Here is a 17,967-nt window from a genome sequence, read left to right as displayed (position 1 = left end):
TGGCTAGTTATCATTGAAGTAGGATGAACTAGAAATTTTAGCGGAATAATGGGGGTTTTTCTTGAAGCTACATAAGCAAAATCCTGGTATTACTCCCAGAATGATAGCTTTCAATGATTGTTCACTCCAATACAGTATAGGGGTATGATGGGTTTTGGGGATCAAATTTTGTGGTAATAAGGTAAAAAGACTGATGGCTAAAAAGCACAAGGAAGGCTGAAAAATCCATACCCAGGGGGATTTGGCATATCGTCGTAAGACTAACCATTGACACAGGCCTAGGCAAATGCCGCTGCAAATATAGAGAATTGTTGACAAAACTCCTGTGAGGGTTAACTGAGGAAAAAAATATTTTACCCAGTTGATGCTGGGGGACTCAAGGAGCAACCAACCGATGGTGGTGGCTAGAGTCCAGAGTTTAGGGGAAATATAGCTACCTAGGACAAGGGCTTGATCGGCGGCGAAAATCACTGCAAATATGATGCTACAGAGGATTTTTACCCAGGGGAAAGCATCAATATTAGTCAGATTATTGCTCAGGAGTATGTTTTCTACAGCTATCCTGGCTATGGTAGCTACAAACCATCCGCAGACAGTGATCAGGGTAAACCGCAATAAGAACTTTCTGCGGGTTGATGGGGGTATTAAGAAATTTTTCGAGTGGGGGGGTAGATGCAACATGGGTTGAATGATGAAAGTACAGCATTAACTGTTATGCTGGGAGGTCACCCTCTGTAAAAAGGTTATCTAGTGAATGATAAGCTAAACAGTGGCATAAAAAGAATCACTTAGGAATAAGCATTAAATGGGTGTTTCGTTAACGGCTCCTCATCTCCTCCGAGCTGCACGTGGTGAAGTAGTAGATCGTCCTCCTGTGTGGATGATGCGACAAGCAGGACGATACATGAAAGCATATCGAGATTTAAGGGAAAAATATCCTTCTTTCCGCGATCGCTCGGAAATTCCCGAAGTGGCGATCGAAGTTTCCCTACAACCTTGGAAAGCATTCCGCCCAGATGGGGTGATTTTATTTTCGGATATTGTTACCCCTTTACCTGGTTTGGGGATTGAAATGGATATTGCAGAGGGTAAAGGTCCAATTATTCATTCCCCCCTCCGCACTCAAGCACAAATTGATCAGCTGCGTCCCCTAGAACCAGAAGTATGTCTACCCTTTATTAAGACTATTTTGCAGGCGTTACGTCAGGAAGTAGGTAATCAGTCCACAGTTTTAGGCTTTGTGGGCGCACCCTGGACTTTAGCAGCTTATGCGGTGGAGGGTAAGGGTTCTAAAACTTACTCTGTGATTAAAAATATGGCCTTCTCAGACCCGACTATGTTACATCAACTGTTGGCTAAGTTGGCTGATGCGATCGCTGTTTATACCCGCTATCAAATTGATTGCGGTGCTCAAGTGGTGCAGATGTTCGATTCTTGGGCCGGTCAACTCAGTCCCCAAGATTATGATACCTTTGCTCTGCCCTATCAACGGCGGGTGTTTGAGCAAGTTAAACAAACTCATCCTGATACACCGTTGATTTTGTTGGTTAGCGGTAGTGCGGGGGTGTTGGAAAGAATGCCAAAATCTGGTGCTGATATTGTCACCGTTGATTGGGCTGTGGATATGGCCGAAGCTCGGGCGAGATTGGGTAAACAGGTCAAGGTTCAGGGAAATCTTGACCCTGGGGTGTTATTTGGTTCTCAGGATTTCATCCGCGATCGCATTATTGATACAGTGCGTAAGGCTGGTAATTGGGGTCATATCCTCAATCTCGGTCATGGTGTGCTACCAGAAACACCAGAGGAAAATGTGGCTTTCTTCTTTGAAACAGCAAAGCAACTCAAAGCTGTAGGAGTTTAGTTGTATTTCCTGAATCGGCTGTGGGGTGGGCATCTTGCCCGCCGGCTGTGGGGTGGCCGGCTGTGGGGTGGGCATCTTGCCCGCCCTGATTATATTATACCCCCGCATCTTGCCCGCCCTGATTATATTATACCCCCGCATCTTGCCTGCCGGCTGTGGGGTGGGCATCTTGCCGGCTGTGGGGTGGGCATCTTGCCCGCCCTGATTATATTATACCCCCATCAAATCTTGTTGAGTGGGTATCTTGCCTGCCCCATGATATAATTAAAGTATTAATTTAAGTATTAATTAAAGTATTAATTTATCAGAAAATACCATGGAAAAAAAACGGATTTTAGTCACTGGTGCCAGTGGTTGTATAGGTCATTATATTACAGAAGCTTTAATTGAAAATACCAGTCACGAGTTATATTTACTGGTGAGAAACCCGGCAAAATTACAAGTTGATACTCAAGTGCGATCGGGTATCAATGTGATTCAGGGTGATATGGCCAAAATTCACCTGTTGGCTGATTTGTTACCCACAATTGATACCGCAGTCCTGACCGCTACCGCTTGGGGAGGTGACCAGACCTTTGATGTGAATGTCTCTAAGACCCTAGAGTTAATCAAAATGCTCGACCCTGTACGCTGCGAACAGGTGATTTATTTCTCCACAGCTAGTGTATTAGACCGTCATAACCAACCCCTCCCGGAAGCAGGGGAAATTGGTACTGACTATATTCGTTCTAAATATGATTGTCTCCAAAAGATGTCCCAGCTAGAAATGGCGGGGAAAATTACTAAGGTCTTCCCTACCTTGGTTTTGGGTGGGGATGAGACTAAACCCTATTCCCATCTGACAGGGGGGATTGCAGAAGTAACTAAATATATTAACTTAATTCGCTTTTTGCAGGTAGATGGCAGTTTTCATTTTATCCATGGACAAGATATTGCCACTGTGGTAGAATATCTAATAGATTCCCCACCTCAAGGAAATCAACCCCGTCAGTTTGTTTTAGGACAACCGGCTTTAACGGCTAACCAAGCAGTGGTGGATGTCTGCGCCTATCTCCAGAAAAAGATTTATTTTCGCATTCCCCTATCATTGGCTTTAGCTAACTTAATTATTGCAGTATTTCGTATTCAAATGGCGGCTTGGGATAGATTCTGTATGAACTATCGTCACTTTAGTTATGATCATGTGATTAATCCTGGTATTTGGGGGTTGCCAAACTACTGTGCAACCATGAGGGATGTTTTAAGAATTAGCGGTGTTAAGGAGGGGAAAGTATGAAAGGGTTACTTTTAACTGTGGTGGTGTGGGTGTTAATCTCTCCAGGGGTTCAGGGTGAAACAGTTCCAACAGTTCCAACAGTTCGAGATATAATTACCCGTCCTGAGGTGACGGTTCCCAGAGTTCCCAATATTACCCCACCGTCAATTACTAACCGCCGAGTTACTCCCCCCCCCTATGTGACTATCCCAAAGCAAAGCACTACAACGGATGTTGTGAGGATTTCTGAGATTTATGTGACTACTCGACCGACAATTAAGATACCTAAGATCACAGTACCCAGTAGTTCGGTAAACCGTCCGGTTGTGGGTAGACCAGCGGTAAGTACTAATTCTATTATTAGTTTACCCCAGGTGACAAGACCAAATATCTCCATTACCCAACCGTCGGTGAATGTACCCAGCACTACGAGGTTACAATCAGGGGTGAGATTTAATAATGGTAATTTAGTTAGTCCCGAACCTCCCTTACCAACAGGAGAAGGAACATTTACTTTTACTAATTTAGATTAAAACCCCCCTGCTCCCATCAACAGTCAACCGTCAACAGTCAACCGTCAACAGTCAACCGTCAACAGTCAACCGTCAACCGTCAACCGTCAACAGTCAACCGTCAACCGTCAACCATCAACACCTTACAATTTAACTTGCAGATTGAGTTGTCCTCGCCAACCACTTTCACTGTTTTGGATGCGAGAGTCGATCGCTATTTTAGAGTCAGGACTTTGATAACGCAGTATCATTCCTAGGTAACTACTTCTAAACTGAATGTCGGAGTCAGGTAATGTGACAGAGCGAATATTCCTAACTAAATTCCCATATCGGTTAGTGGGGGAGTTGACATAGGAAGCACCCATAGTTAAAGTCCCACTCTGGGGGTTGCTGAATACATTATATTAGGACTTACGCATTGACAAAAAATATGATCTATGATATCTAGATCATGCGATCGCTATTAAGATTAGCAAAAATATGCTCACGTACAACTAAAGTAAACAGATTCCGTTGTATTTCATACCAATTGCTAATTATTTTTTCAGAGCGCATAAACTCCAACTTAACAAAAGCTTGAAGTGAACAAAAGATGTGAGTCTTAATTGCATGAGTATCCCTAACCATGAACCGACAAATTCCACATACTTGTTTTATGGCTCGATGAAAGGTTTCAATTCCCCAATGAGTATCATGAATTGTCATAAATTCATTTCTAGTTATATCCTCGATTCTTTCCTCATCTGGAAGATACAAAATATAGTGTCTAGAGTCTTCTTTTTTAAAGTCTTTCCTCAACAACTTTATAAATCCAAATTCTTTCAGATGAGTCCTTAATCCTTCTTCGGGAATAGCCAGAGTGCTTACTTGACAATACTTGTGTGGCTCATTTGAAACAGTTCTATTTTTTTCAATTCCGAAGAGAAAACCCAATTTCTGGTTTTTTAGGAATTTCAAATTTTCTACTCCTGAATACCAACTATCACCTGTTACAATTCTGGGTTTGACTCCCCAGCTTATTATTTCACTTACCATTTCTCTAAAATAATCGTTTTTTGTTTTTCCCTCCTTTTTATCATATATTCTGTAATTTATTGGCACTGAATTACCATGAATATCACTGTAATATAGAGTGATTAAATTTAAGCCAATAATTGTTTTATGGGCTTTACCTGACCAAAAATAACCGATTAATTCAGCATTTTTGGGGTCGCTGTAAATCTTTTCTATCACTGTATCATCTACACTTAGTATTCCTCCTACCAAGTTAATAACTTTTTCTATAATGTTGAATAAATCTTTCGGTTCATATCGCTCTCTCAATAAAAAGCGATTCACACTATCATGTGAAACGTCTCCTAATATCTCTGCTAACCTACTGCACCCCCCAAACTTTGGCTCTGACAGTAAAAATAAGGTGTATAGGTCTAGATTGCATTGCGCTGTGGATGGTTTCGTGATTTTTCTAATTGTCTGATACCTAGCAAGTAGACGACCTATATTTATCAATTCACTATTTTGTTATTCTGTCAATGCGTAACTCCTAACTTAGTATTCCTCCTACCAAGTTAATAACTTTTTCTATAATGTTGAATAAATCTTTCGGTTCATATCGCTCTCTCAATAAAAAGCGATTCACACTATCATGTGAAACGTCTCCTAATATCTCTGCTAACCTACTGCACCCCCCAAACTTTGGCTCTGACAGTAAAAATAAGGTGTATAGGTCTAGATTGCATTGCGCTGTGGATGGTTTCGTGATTTTTCTAATTGTCTGATACCTAGCAAGTAGACGACCTATATTTATCAATTCACTATTTTGTTATTCTGTCAATGCGTAACTCCTAGATTATTTTTTGCGGTGGGATTAGCAACGAGTTAAGAAAGTTATCTTACAACCTGTGTAATTCCTTAGTCACTGACATCGGTAACCAAGCTATCCAAGGAATAGCTTGTAATACAGCACCGGAAATAGAGGCTTATTTTAAACTGGTTGACCTAACCTCTGCGGTCACACTGGTAGAGTATCGGGTTACTTCAGAATTCGCCCTAGGGAAGATTCACGAAGGTGAAGCCAAGAGCATCTATGTACATCAAGACCCCCGGGAAATTCTCCCTACTCTGGTGACTAGTCCCACGGAAAAAGCCGCCTTTGCATCTAGCTTATTAAATCTGTGGCAACAATATCAAGAAAAATGGTTTCCCCAAGAGCATACCTTATTCATCGCCAGAGAAAACCTAGTTTCCCAACCCGATTTAACTATTACTCAAGTAGCTGAATATTTAGAACTTACAGTAGAACTTACACCCACAGATCCACGGCTTACAAGTTTAATTAACCAGTATTCTTTACCCGCAGCAACACCCTGGACTCAAAGCCTCAGCCCAGAACAATGTTTAATTATTGAAACCCTACTGCAACCATTACTTGTCTATTTTAATTACACAGATGAGGCTGAGTTATCCCTGAAACTAGAGCAACATTTAGCAGCTATAGAGTTACCAACCCTACTTACAGAACTCAACCCCATACTAACACAGAGTATCTCCTTTAAACCGTCCTTGAGGGAGGAATTTTACAACTCCTTAGACGAATATCTAATTACCAGATTAACGAACCGGGGGGGAGGGGAAGTAGCAGGGGAAATCTGCCATCTGTTCGGTAATATCTTAACTCAACAACATGAATTCACTTTAGCAGAAAAATGGTATTTACGGGCTGTGAGTATCCAACCCCAGTTAGCTAAATCTCACCATAATTTGGGATTGGTCTATGAACAACAGTATAACTGGGAAGCAGCCATTAATCACCACACCCAGGCGATCGCCATTCACCCCAATTACACTAAAGCTCACTATCGTTTAGGCTTAATTTATCGGCGACAGCAACAGTTTACCGCAGCCATAGGGGAATTTTCTCAAGTTTTAGCACTCGACCCCAGCCATCAAGGGGCTAAATTTAACTTAGCGCTGATCTATGAACAGGAAAATGTAGATGTCATCGCCAATCTTTTAGAACCTAGTGACCTAGAATTATTACCAAAACTGACTAATCATATCAATAATACAGGCACAGACCTAGTTAATCAAGGGAAATTAAAAGAAGCGCAAAAATGCTTTGAATACGTGATTGAACTAGACCCAGAGGCAGCGTTAGCTTACTACAATCTAGGCTGTATCTTCCAAAATGAGAAATATTATATTGAAGCTATATACTACTATAATCGGGCTGTAGAAATCAACCCAGAATACATTGGGGCGCTGAAAAACTTAAGTTATGTTTACTATCAAAATGGACAACCCAACTTAGCCCAAGAATGTATTGAAAAAGTCCTCAAAATCAATCCCCAGCACAGCGAAACCTACGAACTTTTAGGTTATTTCGCCAACGACCAAGGGAAAATCCTAGAGTCTATTAATCTCTTCAACGAAGCCCTAAAAATTAACCCCCATAACCCCAAACTCCATTCTAGTTTTCTGTTTAACATTAGTGCTCTGAGCAATTTTACCCCCCAAGAAATCCTAGATTCCGCGGAACTGTGGTATTTACAGCAAGTAGGGAATCAATGGTTACCACACCTCAAAAATCACCCCAACCCTAAAACCCCACACCGACCCCTACGCATTGGCTATATTTCCCCTGATTTCCGCAGACATTCAGTCAGTGCATTTATTAAACCGGTCATCCAACACCATGATCGCAATCGTGTAGAGGTTTTCTGTTATGGAGAAGTGAGTAAACCCGATGGAATTACGGAGGAAATTATCAACATCTGTGACGCTTGGCGTTCCACAGTGGGGATGACTGATCTAGAAGTAGCAGAATTAATTAAAAGCGATCGCATAGATATTCTGGTAGATTTAGCGGGACACACGGTAAGTAACCGGTTGGTGGTATTGGGAATGAAACCCGCCCCCATCCAAGCTACATACTTAGGATATTTTGCTACCACCGGCTTACCCACCATTGACTATTGGATTACCGATGAAGTTCTCCACCCCCCTGAGACTCAGGAAAAAACCAGCGAAACAATTTGGCGTTTACCCCGGTGCTATGTCAGTTATGAACCATTGAAAGATACACCGGATATTACTCAACTTCCTTACGAAAAAACGGGTATTTTTACCTTTGCATCCTTCAACACCCTACGGAAACTGACACCGGAAACCCTATCCATGTGGACTGCAATCCTCAAAGCTGTTCCCCATTCCCGCTTGGTGATTAAATGCGCCAGTTCTAATGTTTTCAACCCCCTAATTACAGAGAAAATTCAAACCCCCTTTATGAAAGAGGGTATCGACCCCAAACGCATCGCCTTATACGGTGGTTACGCAGCGGACCAAGACCACCTCAACCTATATAATCAAGTTGACCTGCATTTAGATAGCATCCCCTATACAGGGTGTACTACCACCTGTGAAGCTTTGTGGATGGGAGTACCTACCCTCACCCTCGCAGGGAGTCGGAAAATGGAGCGGATGAGTGCTAGTATTCTCCATACCTTGGGTTTAGATGATTTTATTGCTCACAGTCAGGCTGAGTATGTGCAAAAAGCTGTAGAATTAGCCCAAAATCCGGCGATTTTGGCAAGTTTGCGCCGGACGATGCGCCAGAGAATGCAAGAGTCTTCTTTGTTGGATGTGGAGGACATGGCCAGGACTCTAGAAACCAGTTATGAGCAAATGTGGGAAATTTATCTACAATCTGGGGAACAGTCACTTAGTATCCCTAGTCTCCCTGAGAAATTGCAACCCGGAACTACCCTAGAAGACTATCAAGACTATACCAAAGGTTATCCTGATGATCCTCAAGGTTACTACCAATTGGGTTTAGCTTATCAAGCAGCTGATGATGTGGAAAAAGCCATTTGGGCTTATTTACAATCCCTATCCCTTGACCGTTCCTCTCCCGCAACTTATCAAGCTTTAGCTCAACTGTTAGCAGAGCAAGAATTAACCGATGAAGCACAGAAATACCGTCGCTATGGGAACTACTGTAGTTGTGGTTAAGTTTAACCGAGGGGATCTGCGTCCCTGGGGGGTGTTAACAAAACTTTATCAACACGATTACCGTCCATATCTACCACCTCAATCCGCATCCTGCGCCATTCAAAATAATCTGCTACCGCAGGAATTCGACCCAGATGATTGATCACAAAACCCCCCAAAGTTTGATAGTTACCCCTTTCTTCAATTTCCCACTCTTGGAGATCAAAAAGTTGATAAAATTCATCTATGTGTAACATCCCATCCAAAAGCCAGGAACCATCCTCACGTTGTACCGCTTGGGGTTCATCCCCTCCGGGTTCCTCGGGAACATCCCCAACAACTTCGCTCATGATGTCCTTGAGGGTTACCAACCCTTGAATGACACCATACTCATCTACCACCAAAGCAATGTAAGTAATAGTTTGTTTAAACAGTTCCAACACCTTTAAACCAGGTGTAATTTCTGGTACATATACAGGGGGGCGCAATCCTAGGGTTAAATCTAGGGTTAAATCTATGGGTTGACTAGCCAAACACCTACCTAGTAAATCAATTACAGAAATTATACCTAAAACATTATCCAAACCACCACGACAAACTGGATACCTAGAATAGGTATTTTCCATAATCTTTTGACGGTTGGTTTCTGGAGAATCCTCTAAGTCTAACCAAATAATATCAGGGCGGGGTGTCATAAAAGCACTCACACAGCGATCGCCCAAGCGAAAAACCCGCTCGACCATATCCTGCTCCGCTTCCTCAAAAGTCCCCGCCTCCGTTCCCCGCTCAATTAAAATTTTTACTTCTTCCTCAGTAATTCTACGATTTAAATAGGGAGTCATCCCCAAACCCCGCAGGATCACATCTGTAGAAGCACCCAGGAAATAGACCAGAGGGGAAACTAACCCAGTCAGTCTTTCCATGGGGATGGCCATAAATCTGGCGATCGCCTCAGGGTTATTCAAAGCCAAACCCCTAGGTAATAACTCCCCAATCACCAGGGATAAATAGGTAATAAATAAAACTACTAGGAGTAAAGCCAGAGGTTGACTGTAAGATGCCAAAAAAGGAATCGACCCTATATATACCTTGAGCCTAGCAGCAATTACCGCCCCCGCCCAAACCCCAGTCAGGATAATCAAAAACTTAATTACCAACTGAATCCTAGAGAAAAAAAGACTCCGTGACTCAGCCAATCTTAACGCCACCCTAGCCCTTCCATCTCCTTCGTTGGCTAATTGTTGCAACCTGACCTGACTAGCACTAGATATGGCGACTTCCGCCAGGTAAAACACACCATTAGCTATAATTAACACTAAAAGGATTAACACTTCAAAGGTGATAGAGGACATTTTTCACCAATCGCCATTCCATGCAAGTGAACTGAAAAACAGTGTTCAAGCTGTTAATATTTAGTAATAGTAATTCGTTTGATCACAAATCGCTCTCATACCCCATCCCTCCACAGGGCGGAGATCGTGATAGTTATAGGTTTATACCTGTAATAACGTCCAACCGTATAATTAATAATAACTATGGCATTTTCTTCTATTGTGCGTGCCTTGAGGCGATCGCCTCTAAACACAGAACTACTTTCCCAACTAAATCGCCAACAACAGCTGCGGTTAAACGGTATTCCTCGCCTCCCCAAAGGTCTGATAGCCTCAGCCTTAGCCCAAACTGGGGAAAACAACCTATTAGTAGTAGTTCCGACCCTAGAAGAAGGGGGGCGCGCCCATGCACAACTAGAAGCCATGGGATGGCGAACAGTCCACTTTTACCCCACATCAGCAGCTTCGGGTTACGAACCCTTTGACCCAGAAACAGAGATGACCTGGGGACAGATGCAGGTTTTAGCGGATTTAATCGCCGGGAAAACAGACAGCAACCTAGCAATTGTCGCCACCCCGGAAGCCTTACAACCCCACCTACCACCACCCGCAGCTTTTAGCTCCTTGTCTCTAACAGTAGAGTCGGGAACCAGCTTTGACCTAGATAGCTTCAGCACCAAAATTACTAAATTGGGTTATGAACGAGTCCCACTAGTAGAAACAGAGGGTCAATGGAGTCGCCGCGGTGACATCCTCGATATTTTTCCCGTCTCATCATCAACCCCGGTGAGAATAGAGTGGTTTGGTGACAACATCGAGAAAATCCGCCCATTTGACCCGACAACTCAACGTTCCGCCCTGGATAAAATTGACCAAATTACCCTGACCCCCACCAGCTTCGCCCCCATGATCTGGGAAGCGCTGGAAAACCAAGACCTGTTACCATCGGACTTGTCACTGTTAGAAGGTAGTCGGCGTTTTTTAGGTTTAGCCTTCCCCCAACCAGCATCACTGTTAGATTACTTAAGTGAAAATACCCTGATTGCTATTGATGAACCAGAACAATGTCATAGCCATAGCGATCGCTGGGTAGAAAATGCCCAAGAACAATGGGAGATGATGCATCGAGAAGAATCTAGGCAGATTTTCCCCCAAATACCCAAAATTCATCGCTGTTTTGATGAATGTCTCCCAGAGGTAAATAGGTTTAAAACCTTATATTTATCAGAATTAGCCATAGAAAACACTGGTATAAACCTGGCGAGTCGCTCCTTACCGGTAACACCCCACCAATTTGGCAAACTCGCCGAAATTCTGCGCCAACAACGGGATCTTAATCATTCCATTTGGTTGATTTCCGCTCAACCCTCCCGCTCCGTCTCCCTACTCCAAGAACACGACTGTCCCGCCCAATTTGTCCCCAATCCCCGGGACTACCAAGCAATGGACAAGTTGCAAATTAACCACATACCCACAGCGATCAAATATTCCGGTTTAGCGGAGCTAGAAGGTTTTATCCTCCCTACATACCGCCTCGTAGTCATCACCGACCGGGAATTTTACGGTCAGCACTCCCTCGCCACCCCGGGATATATCCGCAAAGGTCGTCAAGCTAGCTCTAAACAAGTAGACCCGAACAAACTACGTCAGGGGGATTATGTAGTTCACAAAAGCCACGGAGTCGGTCAGTTTATTAAACTAGAAAGCTTAACTATTAATCACGAAACCCGTGATTATTTAGTGGTCAAGTATGCTGATGGTATCCTCAGAGTCCCAGCGGATCAACTCGCAGCTTTATCTCGGTTTCGCCGCACGACAGATAAGCCGCCAGAACTACACAAAATGACTGGTAAGGTTTGGGAAAATACTAAAAACCGCGTTCGCAAGGCGATTAAAAAGTTAGCCGTAGACCTGCTGAAATTATATGCCACCCGCTCCCAACAACAAGGCTATAGTTATCCCCAGGATATGCCTTGGCAAGAAGAATTAGAAGACTCTTTTCCCTACCAACCCACCACAGACCAACTTAAAGCAGTCCAAGATGTCAAACGAGACATGGAAAGCGATCGCCCCATGGATCGTTTAGTTTGTGGAGATGTAGGTTTTGGTAAAACAGAGGTAGCAATTCGGGCTATTTTCAAGGCCGTTACCGCTGGGAAACAAGTTGCACTACTTGCACCCACGACAATTTTAACCCAGCAACACTACCATACTTTGAAAGAACGCTTTGCCCCTTACCCTGTAACTATTGGCTTGCTGAATCGTTTTCGCAGTTCTGAAGAACGCCGCACCATCCAAAACAGATTAGCCACAGGAGAGTTAGATGTAGTGGTGGGTACACAGCAAATTCTTGGTAAAAATGTCATCTTTCACGATTTAGGTCTGTTGGTAGTGGATGAGGAGCAACGCTTTGGGGTGAATCAAAAGGAAAAAATTAAAACCTTAAAAACTCAAGTTGATGTCCTCACCCTTTCCGCTACCCCCATTCCCCGCACCTTATATATGTCCCTCTCAGGAATTCGGGAAATGAGTTTAATCACCACCCCACCCCCCTCCAGAAGAGCTATTAAAACCCACTTATCTCCCTTAAAACCGGAGATGATCCGCATGGCAATTAGTCAGGAATTAGACAGAGGAGGGCAGATATTCTATGTAGTTCCTCGGGTAGAAGGCATTGAGGAAATAACGGCGAAATTACAGGAAATGATCCCCAAGGCGCGGATTGCGATCGCCCATGGTCAAATGGCAGAAAGCGAACTAGAATCAACCATGCTCACCTTTAGTAATGGAGACGCAGATATTCTAGTTTGTACAACTATCATTGAATCTGGGTTAGATATCCCCCGGGTCAACACGATATTAATTGAAGACGCCCACCGCTTCGGCTTATCCCAATTATACCAGTTACGTGGTCGGGTAGGACGGGCAGGAATACAAGCCCACGCCTGGTTATTTTATCCTCCACAACAAAGCCTCTCCGACGCAGCACGCCAAAGACTGCGCGCCATTCAGGAATTTACGCAACTTGGTTCAGGGTATCAACTCGCCATGCGTGACATGGAAATTCGGGGAGTGGGTAACCTCCTGGGTGCAGAACAATCAGGCCAAATGGAAGCCATCGGCTTTGATTTGTATATGGAAATGTTAGAAGAAGCCATTAGAGAGGTGCGCGGTCAAGAAATACCCAAGGTGGATGATACTCAAATTGACCTCAACCTCACCGCATTTATTCCCTCCGATTATATCCCGGATATAGATCAAAAAATGAGTGCTTACCGGGCAGTAGCAGCCGCAAAAACTGCGGAAGATTTAAAATATATTGCCGCAGAATGGGGCGATCGCTATGGTGCTATACCAGCGTCTGCTCATCAACTGCTGCGGGTAATGGAACTCAAACAGATAGCCAAAAAATTAGGATTTAGTCGCATTAAACCAGAGAATAAACAACACGTGATTTTAGAAACACCCATGGAGGAGCCAGCTTGGAACCTCCTAGCAGCCAATTTACCCGCACATCTCAAAACCCGCTTTGTTTACTCCCCCGGTAAAGTCACAGTCAGGGGTTTAGCAGTCCTCAAAGCCGACCAGCAACTGCAAAATCTACTAGATGCAATGTATAAAATCCAAGGTGGTGTTCCAGAGGTGGCCAGGGTTTAATGAGGGAGTAATGTTCGGAGTTCTCCCAACATTTGACTTGTTCCCTGATCAATTATGACTATTTCTCGGACTTGGGCAATTGCCCCAATGTGAGTATGTAAATACTCTGATTGAGCTTGTAATACCCCTAATGCAACATACTGAGAAACCACAGGGGGACAAATTAAAATGGAATGGGTGCGTGTAGTTCTCGGCACATCCATAGTGCTTGTGATTGGTGAACTTTGGCGTTTAATGAGTTCGCTACATTGTAAGCTGAGGTAGTGAATTTATAATCCCTTAATATGACCACTGCATCTTACATTTTTCTCGCCGGCGCAAGTCGTGGCGTTGGTCGAGAAATTGCTAAATATTTAACGGCTTTAACGGCGCAAAATATCCGGGTGAAAGCACTCCTAAGAAGCGAAACTCCTGAACTAGAAGCAATAGGTGTTAAAACTGTCATGGGAGATGCTTTAAATGTCACAGATGTAGAAGCTGCCATACTCGGGGATGAACCTATCCAAACGGTAATTAGTACCATTGGCGGCTTACCTTCCGAGGGTGAAAGGGCTGATTATCTGGGTAATAAAAATCTCATTGATGCCTCAGTCAAAGCAGGGGTACAAAGGTTTATTTTAATTTCATCCATCGGTACTGGTAATAGTGCTGGTGCTTTACCTCCCCAAGCTCTAGCAACATTGGAACCTGTGTTAGTGGAAAAAGACAAGGCCGAACAACATTTAATTGCTAGTGGGCTGACTTATACTATCATTCGCCCCGGTGGCTTAAAATCGGAACCTGCAACAGGCAATGGTATTTTAACCGAAGATACCCGTATTGTTGGCACTATTCACCGGGCAGATGTCGCCCAGTTAGTTTGTGGCTGTTTAAATTCTCCCCGTTCTCATAATAAAACCTTGTCGGCGGTGGATAAAAATATGTTAGCTGGACAACTAGAGTTTGTAGAATTTGCTTTAGATTAATTGGCGAGTCTCAACTTCGCCAATAGCCTCTGAGCAAGGAACCATCAAGGATACAAACAAAGACACTTATTACACATAAGGCGCAGGATGGGTCAACTATTACTGACTATCCTGTGTAAGCCTTTTACTAATCTCTCTATACCTGCTGTAGCTGTATCTTTTTGCAACGCCCCATAGGCTACCCTTAGATAACATCCATCTTTCATCCCAAAAGTTGTACCGGGAATTACTGCTATTTGATGTTCTTGAATTAACCTTTTTACTAACTCAAAGCTATCTATGTGGGTATGAACTTTGAGGAAGAAATAAAATGCACCATCAGCAGGAGTAATATTACATAAACCTTCTAGGGGTTTTAGGGCATCTATGACTATTTCTCTGATTTGGGCAATTGCCCCAATTTGAGTATGTAAATACTCTGGTTTAGCTTGTAATGCCCCTAACGCAGCATACTGAGAAACCACAGGGGGACAAATCAGAATTGTATCCTGAATCTTTTTGACTGCGACTAGTAGGTGTTGGGGAATTACCATATAACCAATCCGCCAACTTGCAAAACCATAGGTTTTTGATAGGCTATAAAGAGAAATGGTGTAATCTGTCGCACCCTCAAAACTACCAGGGGAAATGTGTTTAACGCCGTTGTATGTAAAATATTCGTAGGCTTCATCGCTAATGTGGTAAATGCCATGATGCCCACATATTTGATTTACCTGTTGCAATGTCGCAGCTGGGTAAATAACTCCTGTGGGATTATTGGGGGAAATTGTGACTACAGCGCGGGTTCTGGGGGTAATTGCTTGGGCGATCGCCTGGGGACGTAGTTGGTAATTTTCATCTGTGGGTACTAACACCGGACTACAACCCGCCATAGTTATGGCCATTTCATGGTTGAAATAGTAAGGCGTATTCAGGATAATTTCGTCACCGGGGGTAGTAATGGCTAAAATGGCGTTCATAAACCCCATATTGCTGCCCGCAGTGACTACAATTGAGTTATTTTGGTTAATAACAATGCCGTTGAAAGTTTCTAACTTTTGGGCGATCGCAGCCAATAATATAGAAATTCCCTCAACTTGCTTGTATAAATTATTAGTGGAATCTCCTAAGAATTGGGGTAAAAGCTGAATGGCTTCCGCAGGTGGGTTGTAGGAAACTACGCCCTGTCCTAAAGAAATAGTACCTGGGGAATTTTGAATTAATTCCCCAACCACAGGAATGATTGGCGACTGTACCGCCTGCATACGAGAGGCTAGGGTGTGCATAAGAATATTATATGTTGCTAAATGTTATATTTTGCTAATTTTATAGGACTTACGCACTGTACAAAATGATTAGCTTGTGATTTGTTAGACCTCAAATTCGATTACAGTAGCAATGGAAGCTATAATTTCCAGCATTGTAATTTCAGAAACGCTTCCTAATTTACGAATAAACCTTTGTAAATCCATGCCCCTTAGTTGGAGAGTATCAATCGCAGAAGCTTTATTCAATCCATTTATACTGTTGGGTTCAATTTTAACGTGCCAGAAATTTGGTGAAAAATATGTTTTCCAGTCTGTAATGGGAGCAATAAGCTTGATAGGAAGTTTTCTCACTGAATCTGAACTGATAACGACAGCAGGACGCACTTTTTTGATTTCTGCACCAACAGTGGGATCGAAGTTGACTAACCAAATTTCTCCACGTTTTGGCATATCAGGGCTAATAGTCAATGATATCACCTGCCATTAACTGCTGCCATTCAGAATCTTGTTGATAGTGAGAGAGCATTATGTCGGCTTGACTTTCGAGAATATTCCTACGTTCAGCTATTGGTAACTTCAGAAAAGCAAGACGCTCTTTTAAAGATGGAGAGATATCTTCAGTAGTAGACGAATCAGGACTAACTTCTTGAACCAAAATAACGACTTCAACAGTTTGTCCTACAGTCAGATTTGGAGATTGAATTTCAATTCTATTTCCTGGCAGGACTTTTGTTGTTGTGTACAAAGTTGATTTGACCATTTTCAGCCATTTCTTTGAGTATTTTTATTGTAGTTTATGATGTCGGCGATCGCACTAAAAATAGTTGAAAAGCGGTCAAAAATGCTTTAATTAAGGTATTATCAAACTATGGGATGTCGCCACGGGCAAAGAAATCGCCACACTCACTGAAGATTCAGATTGCGTTGATGAGGTTTTCTCAGTAGCCTTCAGCCCGGATGGTTGCACTTTAGCTTCTGGGAGTGGGGATGGTATCAAACTGTGGGATGTCCCCACGGGCAAAGAAATCGCTACCCTCACGGGACATTCAAATGTGGTTTTGTCAGTAATCTTCAGCCTCGATGGTCAAAACTTAGCATCTGGGAGTAAGGATGGTATCAAACTATGGGATGTCGCCACCCGGCGGGAAATCGCTACCCTCACCGGACATTTAGAATCGGTTATTTCAGTAGCCTTTAGCCCGGATGGTTGCACCTTAGCTTCTGGGAGTATGTATGGTACCATCAAGATTTGGCGAAGGCGTTATTAGTCGAATCCAGAAAAAGTTAGAGCAGTTTGATTGTTTACGAGATGGTATTGAGGATGTCTTGCTTTTTGCATCCTAACCTCCTTGGCTGTTGCTATATATCTGAGAGTATGAAAAATTAAAATACTTATGGACTGAGAATCTCAGTCCATGAATGTGGATAAATTTCATGAAAGCTTAGACCGTGAATCAAAAAATTTTACACCAAAAAAATAGGTAGAATCTTATGTTCTCAAAATCTATCTTTAGATAACTGTTTTATCATAGTGTATACTTCTAATTTGGTCAACTCTCTATATATCGGCAAGATTCTTTTATGCCGAGACAAAAACGTGAAAAATGATAAAATAAACAATGAAAGTTTCTGAAATTATCAAAATATTAGAAGCAGATGGATGGTATTTGTCGAGAACTAAAGGAAGTCATCGTCAATATAAACACCCTAATAAACCAGGAACAGTTACTGTTCCTGGTAAACATTCCAAAGATTTAGGAATTGGCACTCTTAAAAGTATTCTTAAACAAGCACAATTGGAGGAATGATCATGCGTTATGCAATTATTATTGAAAAAGCTTCAGAAAACTATTCTGCTTACGTGCCTGATTTACCTGGATGTGTGAGTGTTGGTGACACAATAGAAGAAGTTAAACAAAATATTCAAGAAGCAATTGCTTTTCACTTAGAAGCATTAATAGAAGATGGATTAAACATTCCTCAACCGCAAACCCAATGTGATTATGTTGACGTAGCTGCATAATTCGTGCTATAGAAGCAGTAATAATTAAACGCAGATGGACGCAGATAAACGCAGATAATTGTGTACTTGATTAGACTAGGAAATGCTATAATCAGATAAATTTAGGTGCAGACACATTCCATGAAAC

Annotated in this window: 15 protein-coding genes and 3 pseudogenes; 9 read left to right on the top strand and 9 right to left on the bottom strand. The window is 42.7% G+C overall.

The window, feature by feature from the left end; genetic code table 11:
* Positions 1–3: 3 nt before the first annotated feature.
* Positions 4–681: a hypothetical protein gene (locus IM676_RS02060; protein WP_200988758.1), complete on the bottom strand. Its 678-nt coding sequence runs from the start codon at positions 679–681 to the stop codon at positions 4–6.
* Positions 682–805: 124 nt separating this feature from the next.
* On the opposite strand from IM676_RS02060, the gene hemE reads away from it, so the two are divergent.
* The 3 genes from hemE to IM676_RS02045 all read left to right on the top strand — a co-directional run bounded on the left by hemE (position 806) and on the right by IM676_RS02045 (position 3,649).
* Positions 806–1,861: a uroporphyrinogen decarboxylase gene (gene hemE / locus IM676_RS02055; protein ID WP_200988757.1), complete on the top strand. Its 1,056-nt coding sequence runs from the start codon at positions 806–808 to the stop codon at positions 1,859–1,861.
* A 316-nt stretch (positions 1,862–2,177) separates the two neighbouring features.
* Entirely contained in the window at positions 2,178–3,137 is a 960-nt protein-coding gene (locus tag IM676_RS02050; RefSeq protein WP_200988756.1) for an NAD-dependent epimerase/dehydratase family protein, read from the top strand.
* Complete coding sequence (locus IM676_RS02045; protein ID WP_200988755.1) at positions 3,134–3,649, top strand: hypothetical protein; 516 nt, start codon at positions 3,134–3,136, stop codon at positions 3,647–3,649. Before IM676_RS02050 ends, IM676_RS02045 begins: the two co-directional genes overlap by 4 nt.
* Positions 3,650–3,771: 122 nt before the next feature.
* Here the strand turns inward: IM676_RS02045 and IM676_RS02040 are convergent, their stop codons facing one another.
* From IM676_RS02040 to IM676_RS02030, 3 genes and pseudogenes are all read right to left on the bottom strand, one after another.
* Positions 3,772–3,993, bottom strand: a complete 222-nt coding sequence (locus IM676_RS02040) for a hypothetical protein (protein WP_200988754.1) — start codon at positions 3,991–3,993, stop codon at positions 3,772–3,774.
* Between the two features lie 79 nt (positions 3,994–4,072).
* Positions 4,073–5,098: an IS701 family transposase gene (locus IM676_RS02035; RefSeq protein ID WP_200990024.1), complete on the bottom strand. Its 1,026-nt coding sequence runs from the start codon at positions 5,096–5,098 to the stop codon at positions 4,073–4,075.
* 76 nt (positions 5,099–5,174) lie between these two features.
* Positions 5,175–5,399: pseudogene (locus tag IM676_RS02030) on the bottom strand (IS701 family transposase); the annotation flags it as partial.
* A gap of 353 nt (positions 5,400–5,752) precedes the next feature.
* Here IM676_RS02030 and IM676_RS02025 point away from each other — a divergent pair.
* Entirely contained in the window at positions 5,753–8,638 is a 2,886-nt protein-coding gene (locus IM676_RS02025; protein WP_200988753.1) for an O-linked N-acetylglucosamine transferase family protein, read from the top strand.
* 2 nt (positions 8,639–8,640) lie between these two features.
* Here IM676_RS02025 and IM676_RS02020 read toward each other — a convergent pair whose 3' ends face one another.
* A complete protein-coding gene (locus tag IM676_RS02020; RefSeq protein ID WP_200988752.1) occupies positions 8,641–9,969 on the bottom strand; it encodes a hemolysin family protein in 1,329 nt (442 codons plus the stop codon).
* A 183-nt stretch (positions 9,970–10,152) separates the two neighbouring features.
* Between IM676_RS02020 and mfd the strand changes: the two genes are divergently transcribed.
* On the top strand, positions 10,153–13,605 hold the full coding sequence (gene mfd / locus IM676_RS02015) for a transcription-repair coupling factor (RefSeq protein WP_200988751.1): 3,453 nt from the start codon (positions 10,153–10,155) through the stop codon (positions 13,603–13,605).
* A gap of 53 nt (positions 13,606–13,658) precedes the next feature.
* Here mfd and IM676_RS02010 read toward each other — a convergent pair.
* Positions 13,659–13,778, bottom strand: a pseudogene (locus tag IM676_RS02010) (pyridoxal phosphate-dependent aminotransferase); the annotation flags it as partial.
* Between the two features lie 111 nt (positions 13,779–13,889).
* Between IM676_RS02010 and IM676_RS02005 the strand changes: the two are divergent.
* Positions 13,890–14,570 (top strand): SDR family oxidoreductase, encoded by a 681-nt coding sequence (locus IM676_RS02005; RefSeq protein ID WP_200988750.1) that lies wholly within the window; start codon positions 13,890–13,892, stop codon positions 14,568–14,570.
* 92 nt (positions 14,571–14,662) lie between these two features.
* Here the strand turns inward: IM676_RS02005 and IM676_RS02000 are convergent, their stop codons facing one another.
* The 3 genes from IM676_RS02000 to IM676_RS01990 all read right to left on the bottom strand — a co-directional run bounded on the left by IM676_RS02000 (position 14,663) and on the right by IM676_RS01990 (position 16,577).
* Positions 14,663–15,835, bottom strand: a complete 1,173-nt coding sequence (locus IM676_RS02000; RefSeq protein WP_200988749.1) for a pyridoxal phosphate-dependent aminotransferase — start codon at positions 15,833–15,835, stop codon at positions 14,663–14,665.
* 84 nt (positions 15,836–15,919) lie between these two features.
* Positions 15,920–16,285 carry a type II toxin-antitoxin system PemK/MazF family toxin gene (locus tag IM676_RS01995; RefSeq protein WP_200988748.1) on the bottom strand — a complete coding sequence of 122 codons (366 nt, stop codon included), beginning with the start codon at positions 16,283–16,285 and terminating at the stop codon, positions 15,920–15,922.
* Positions 16,275–16,577 (bottom strand): hypothetical protein, encoded by a 303-nt coding sequence (locus IM676_RS01990; protein ID WP_200988747.1) that lies wholly within the window; start codon positions 16,575–16,577, stop codon positions 16,275–16,277. The genes IM676_RS01995 and IM676_RS01990 overlap by 11 nt, the downstream gene beginning before the upstream one ends.
* A gap of 100 nt (positions 16,578–16,677) precedes the next feature.
* Here IM676_RS01990 and IM676_RS01985 point away from each other — a divergent pair.
* The 3 genes and pseudogenes from IM676_RS01985 to IM676_RS01975 form a co-directional block, all read left to right on the top strand.
* Positions 16,678–17,085 (top strand): annotated as a pseudogene (locus tag IM676_RS01985) (WD40 repeat domain-containing protein); the annotation flags it as partial.
* Positions 17,086–17,436: 351 nt separating this feature from the next.
* The gene (locus IM676_RS01980) at positions 17,437–17,625 is read left to right on the top strand and encodes a type II toxin-antitoxin system HicA family toxin (RefSeq protein WP_200988746.1); all 189 of its coding nucleotides are present in this window, start codon (positions 17,437–17,439) and stop codon (positions 17,623–17,625) included.
* A gap of 2 nt (positions 17,626–17,627) precedes the next feature.
* Positions 17,628–17,840 carry a type II toxin-antitoxin system HicB family antitoxin gene (locus IM676_RS01975; RefSeq protein ID WP_200988745.1) on the top strand — a complete coding sequence of 71 codons (213 nt, stop codon included), beginning with the start codon at positions 17,628–17,630 and terminating at the stop codon, positions 17,838–17,840.
* Positions 17,841–17,967 lie beyond the last annotated feature (127 nt).

It is taken from the genome of Anabaenopsis elenkinii CCIBt3563 (genome assembly GCF_015245355.1).
Lineage (GTDB): Bacteria > Cyanobacteriota > Cyanobacteriia > Cyanobacteriales > Nostocaceae > Anabaenopsis > Anabaenopsis elenkinii.
The sequence above is the reverse complement of the archived record's forward strand: the minus strand, read 5'-3'. Positions and strand labels throughout refer to the sequence as shown.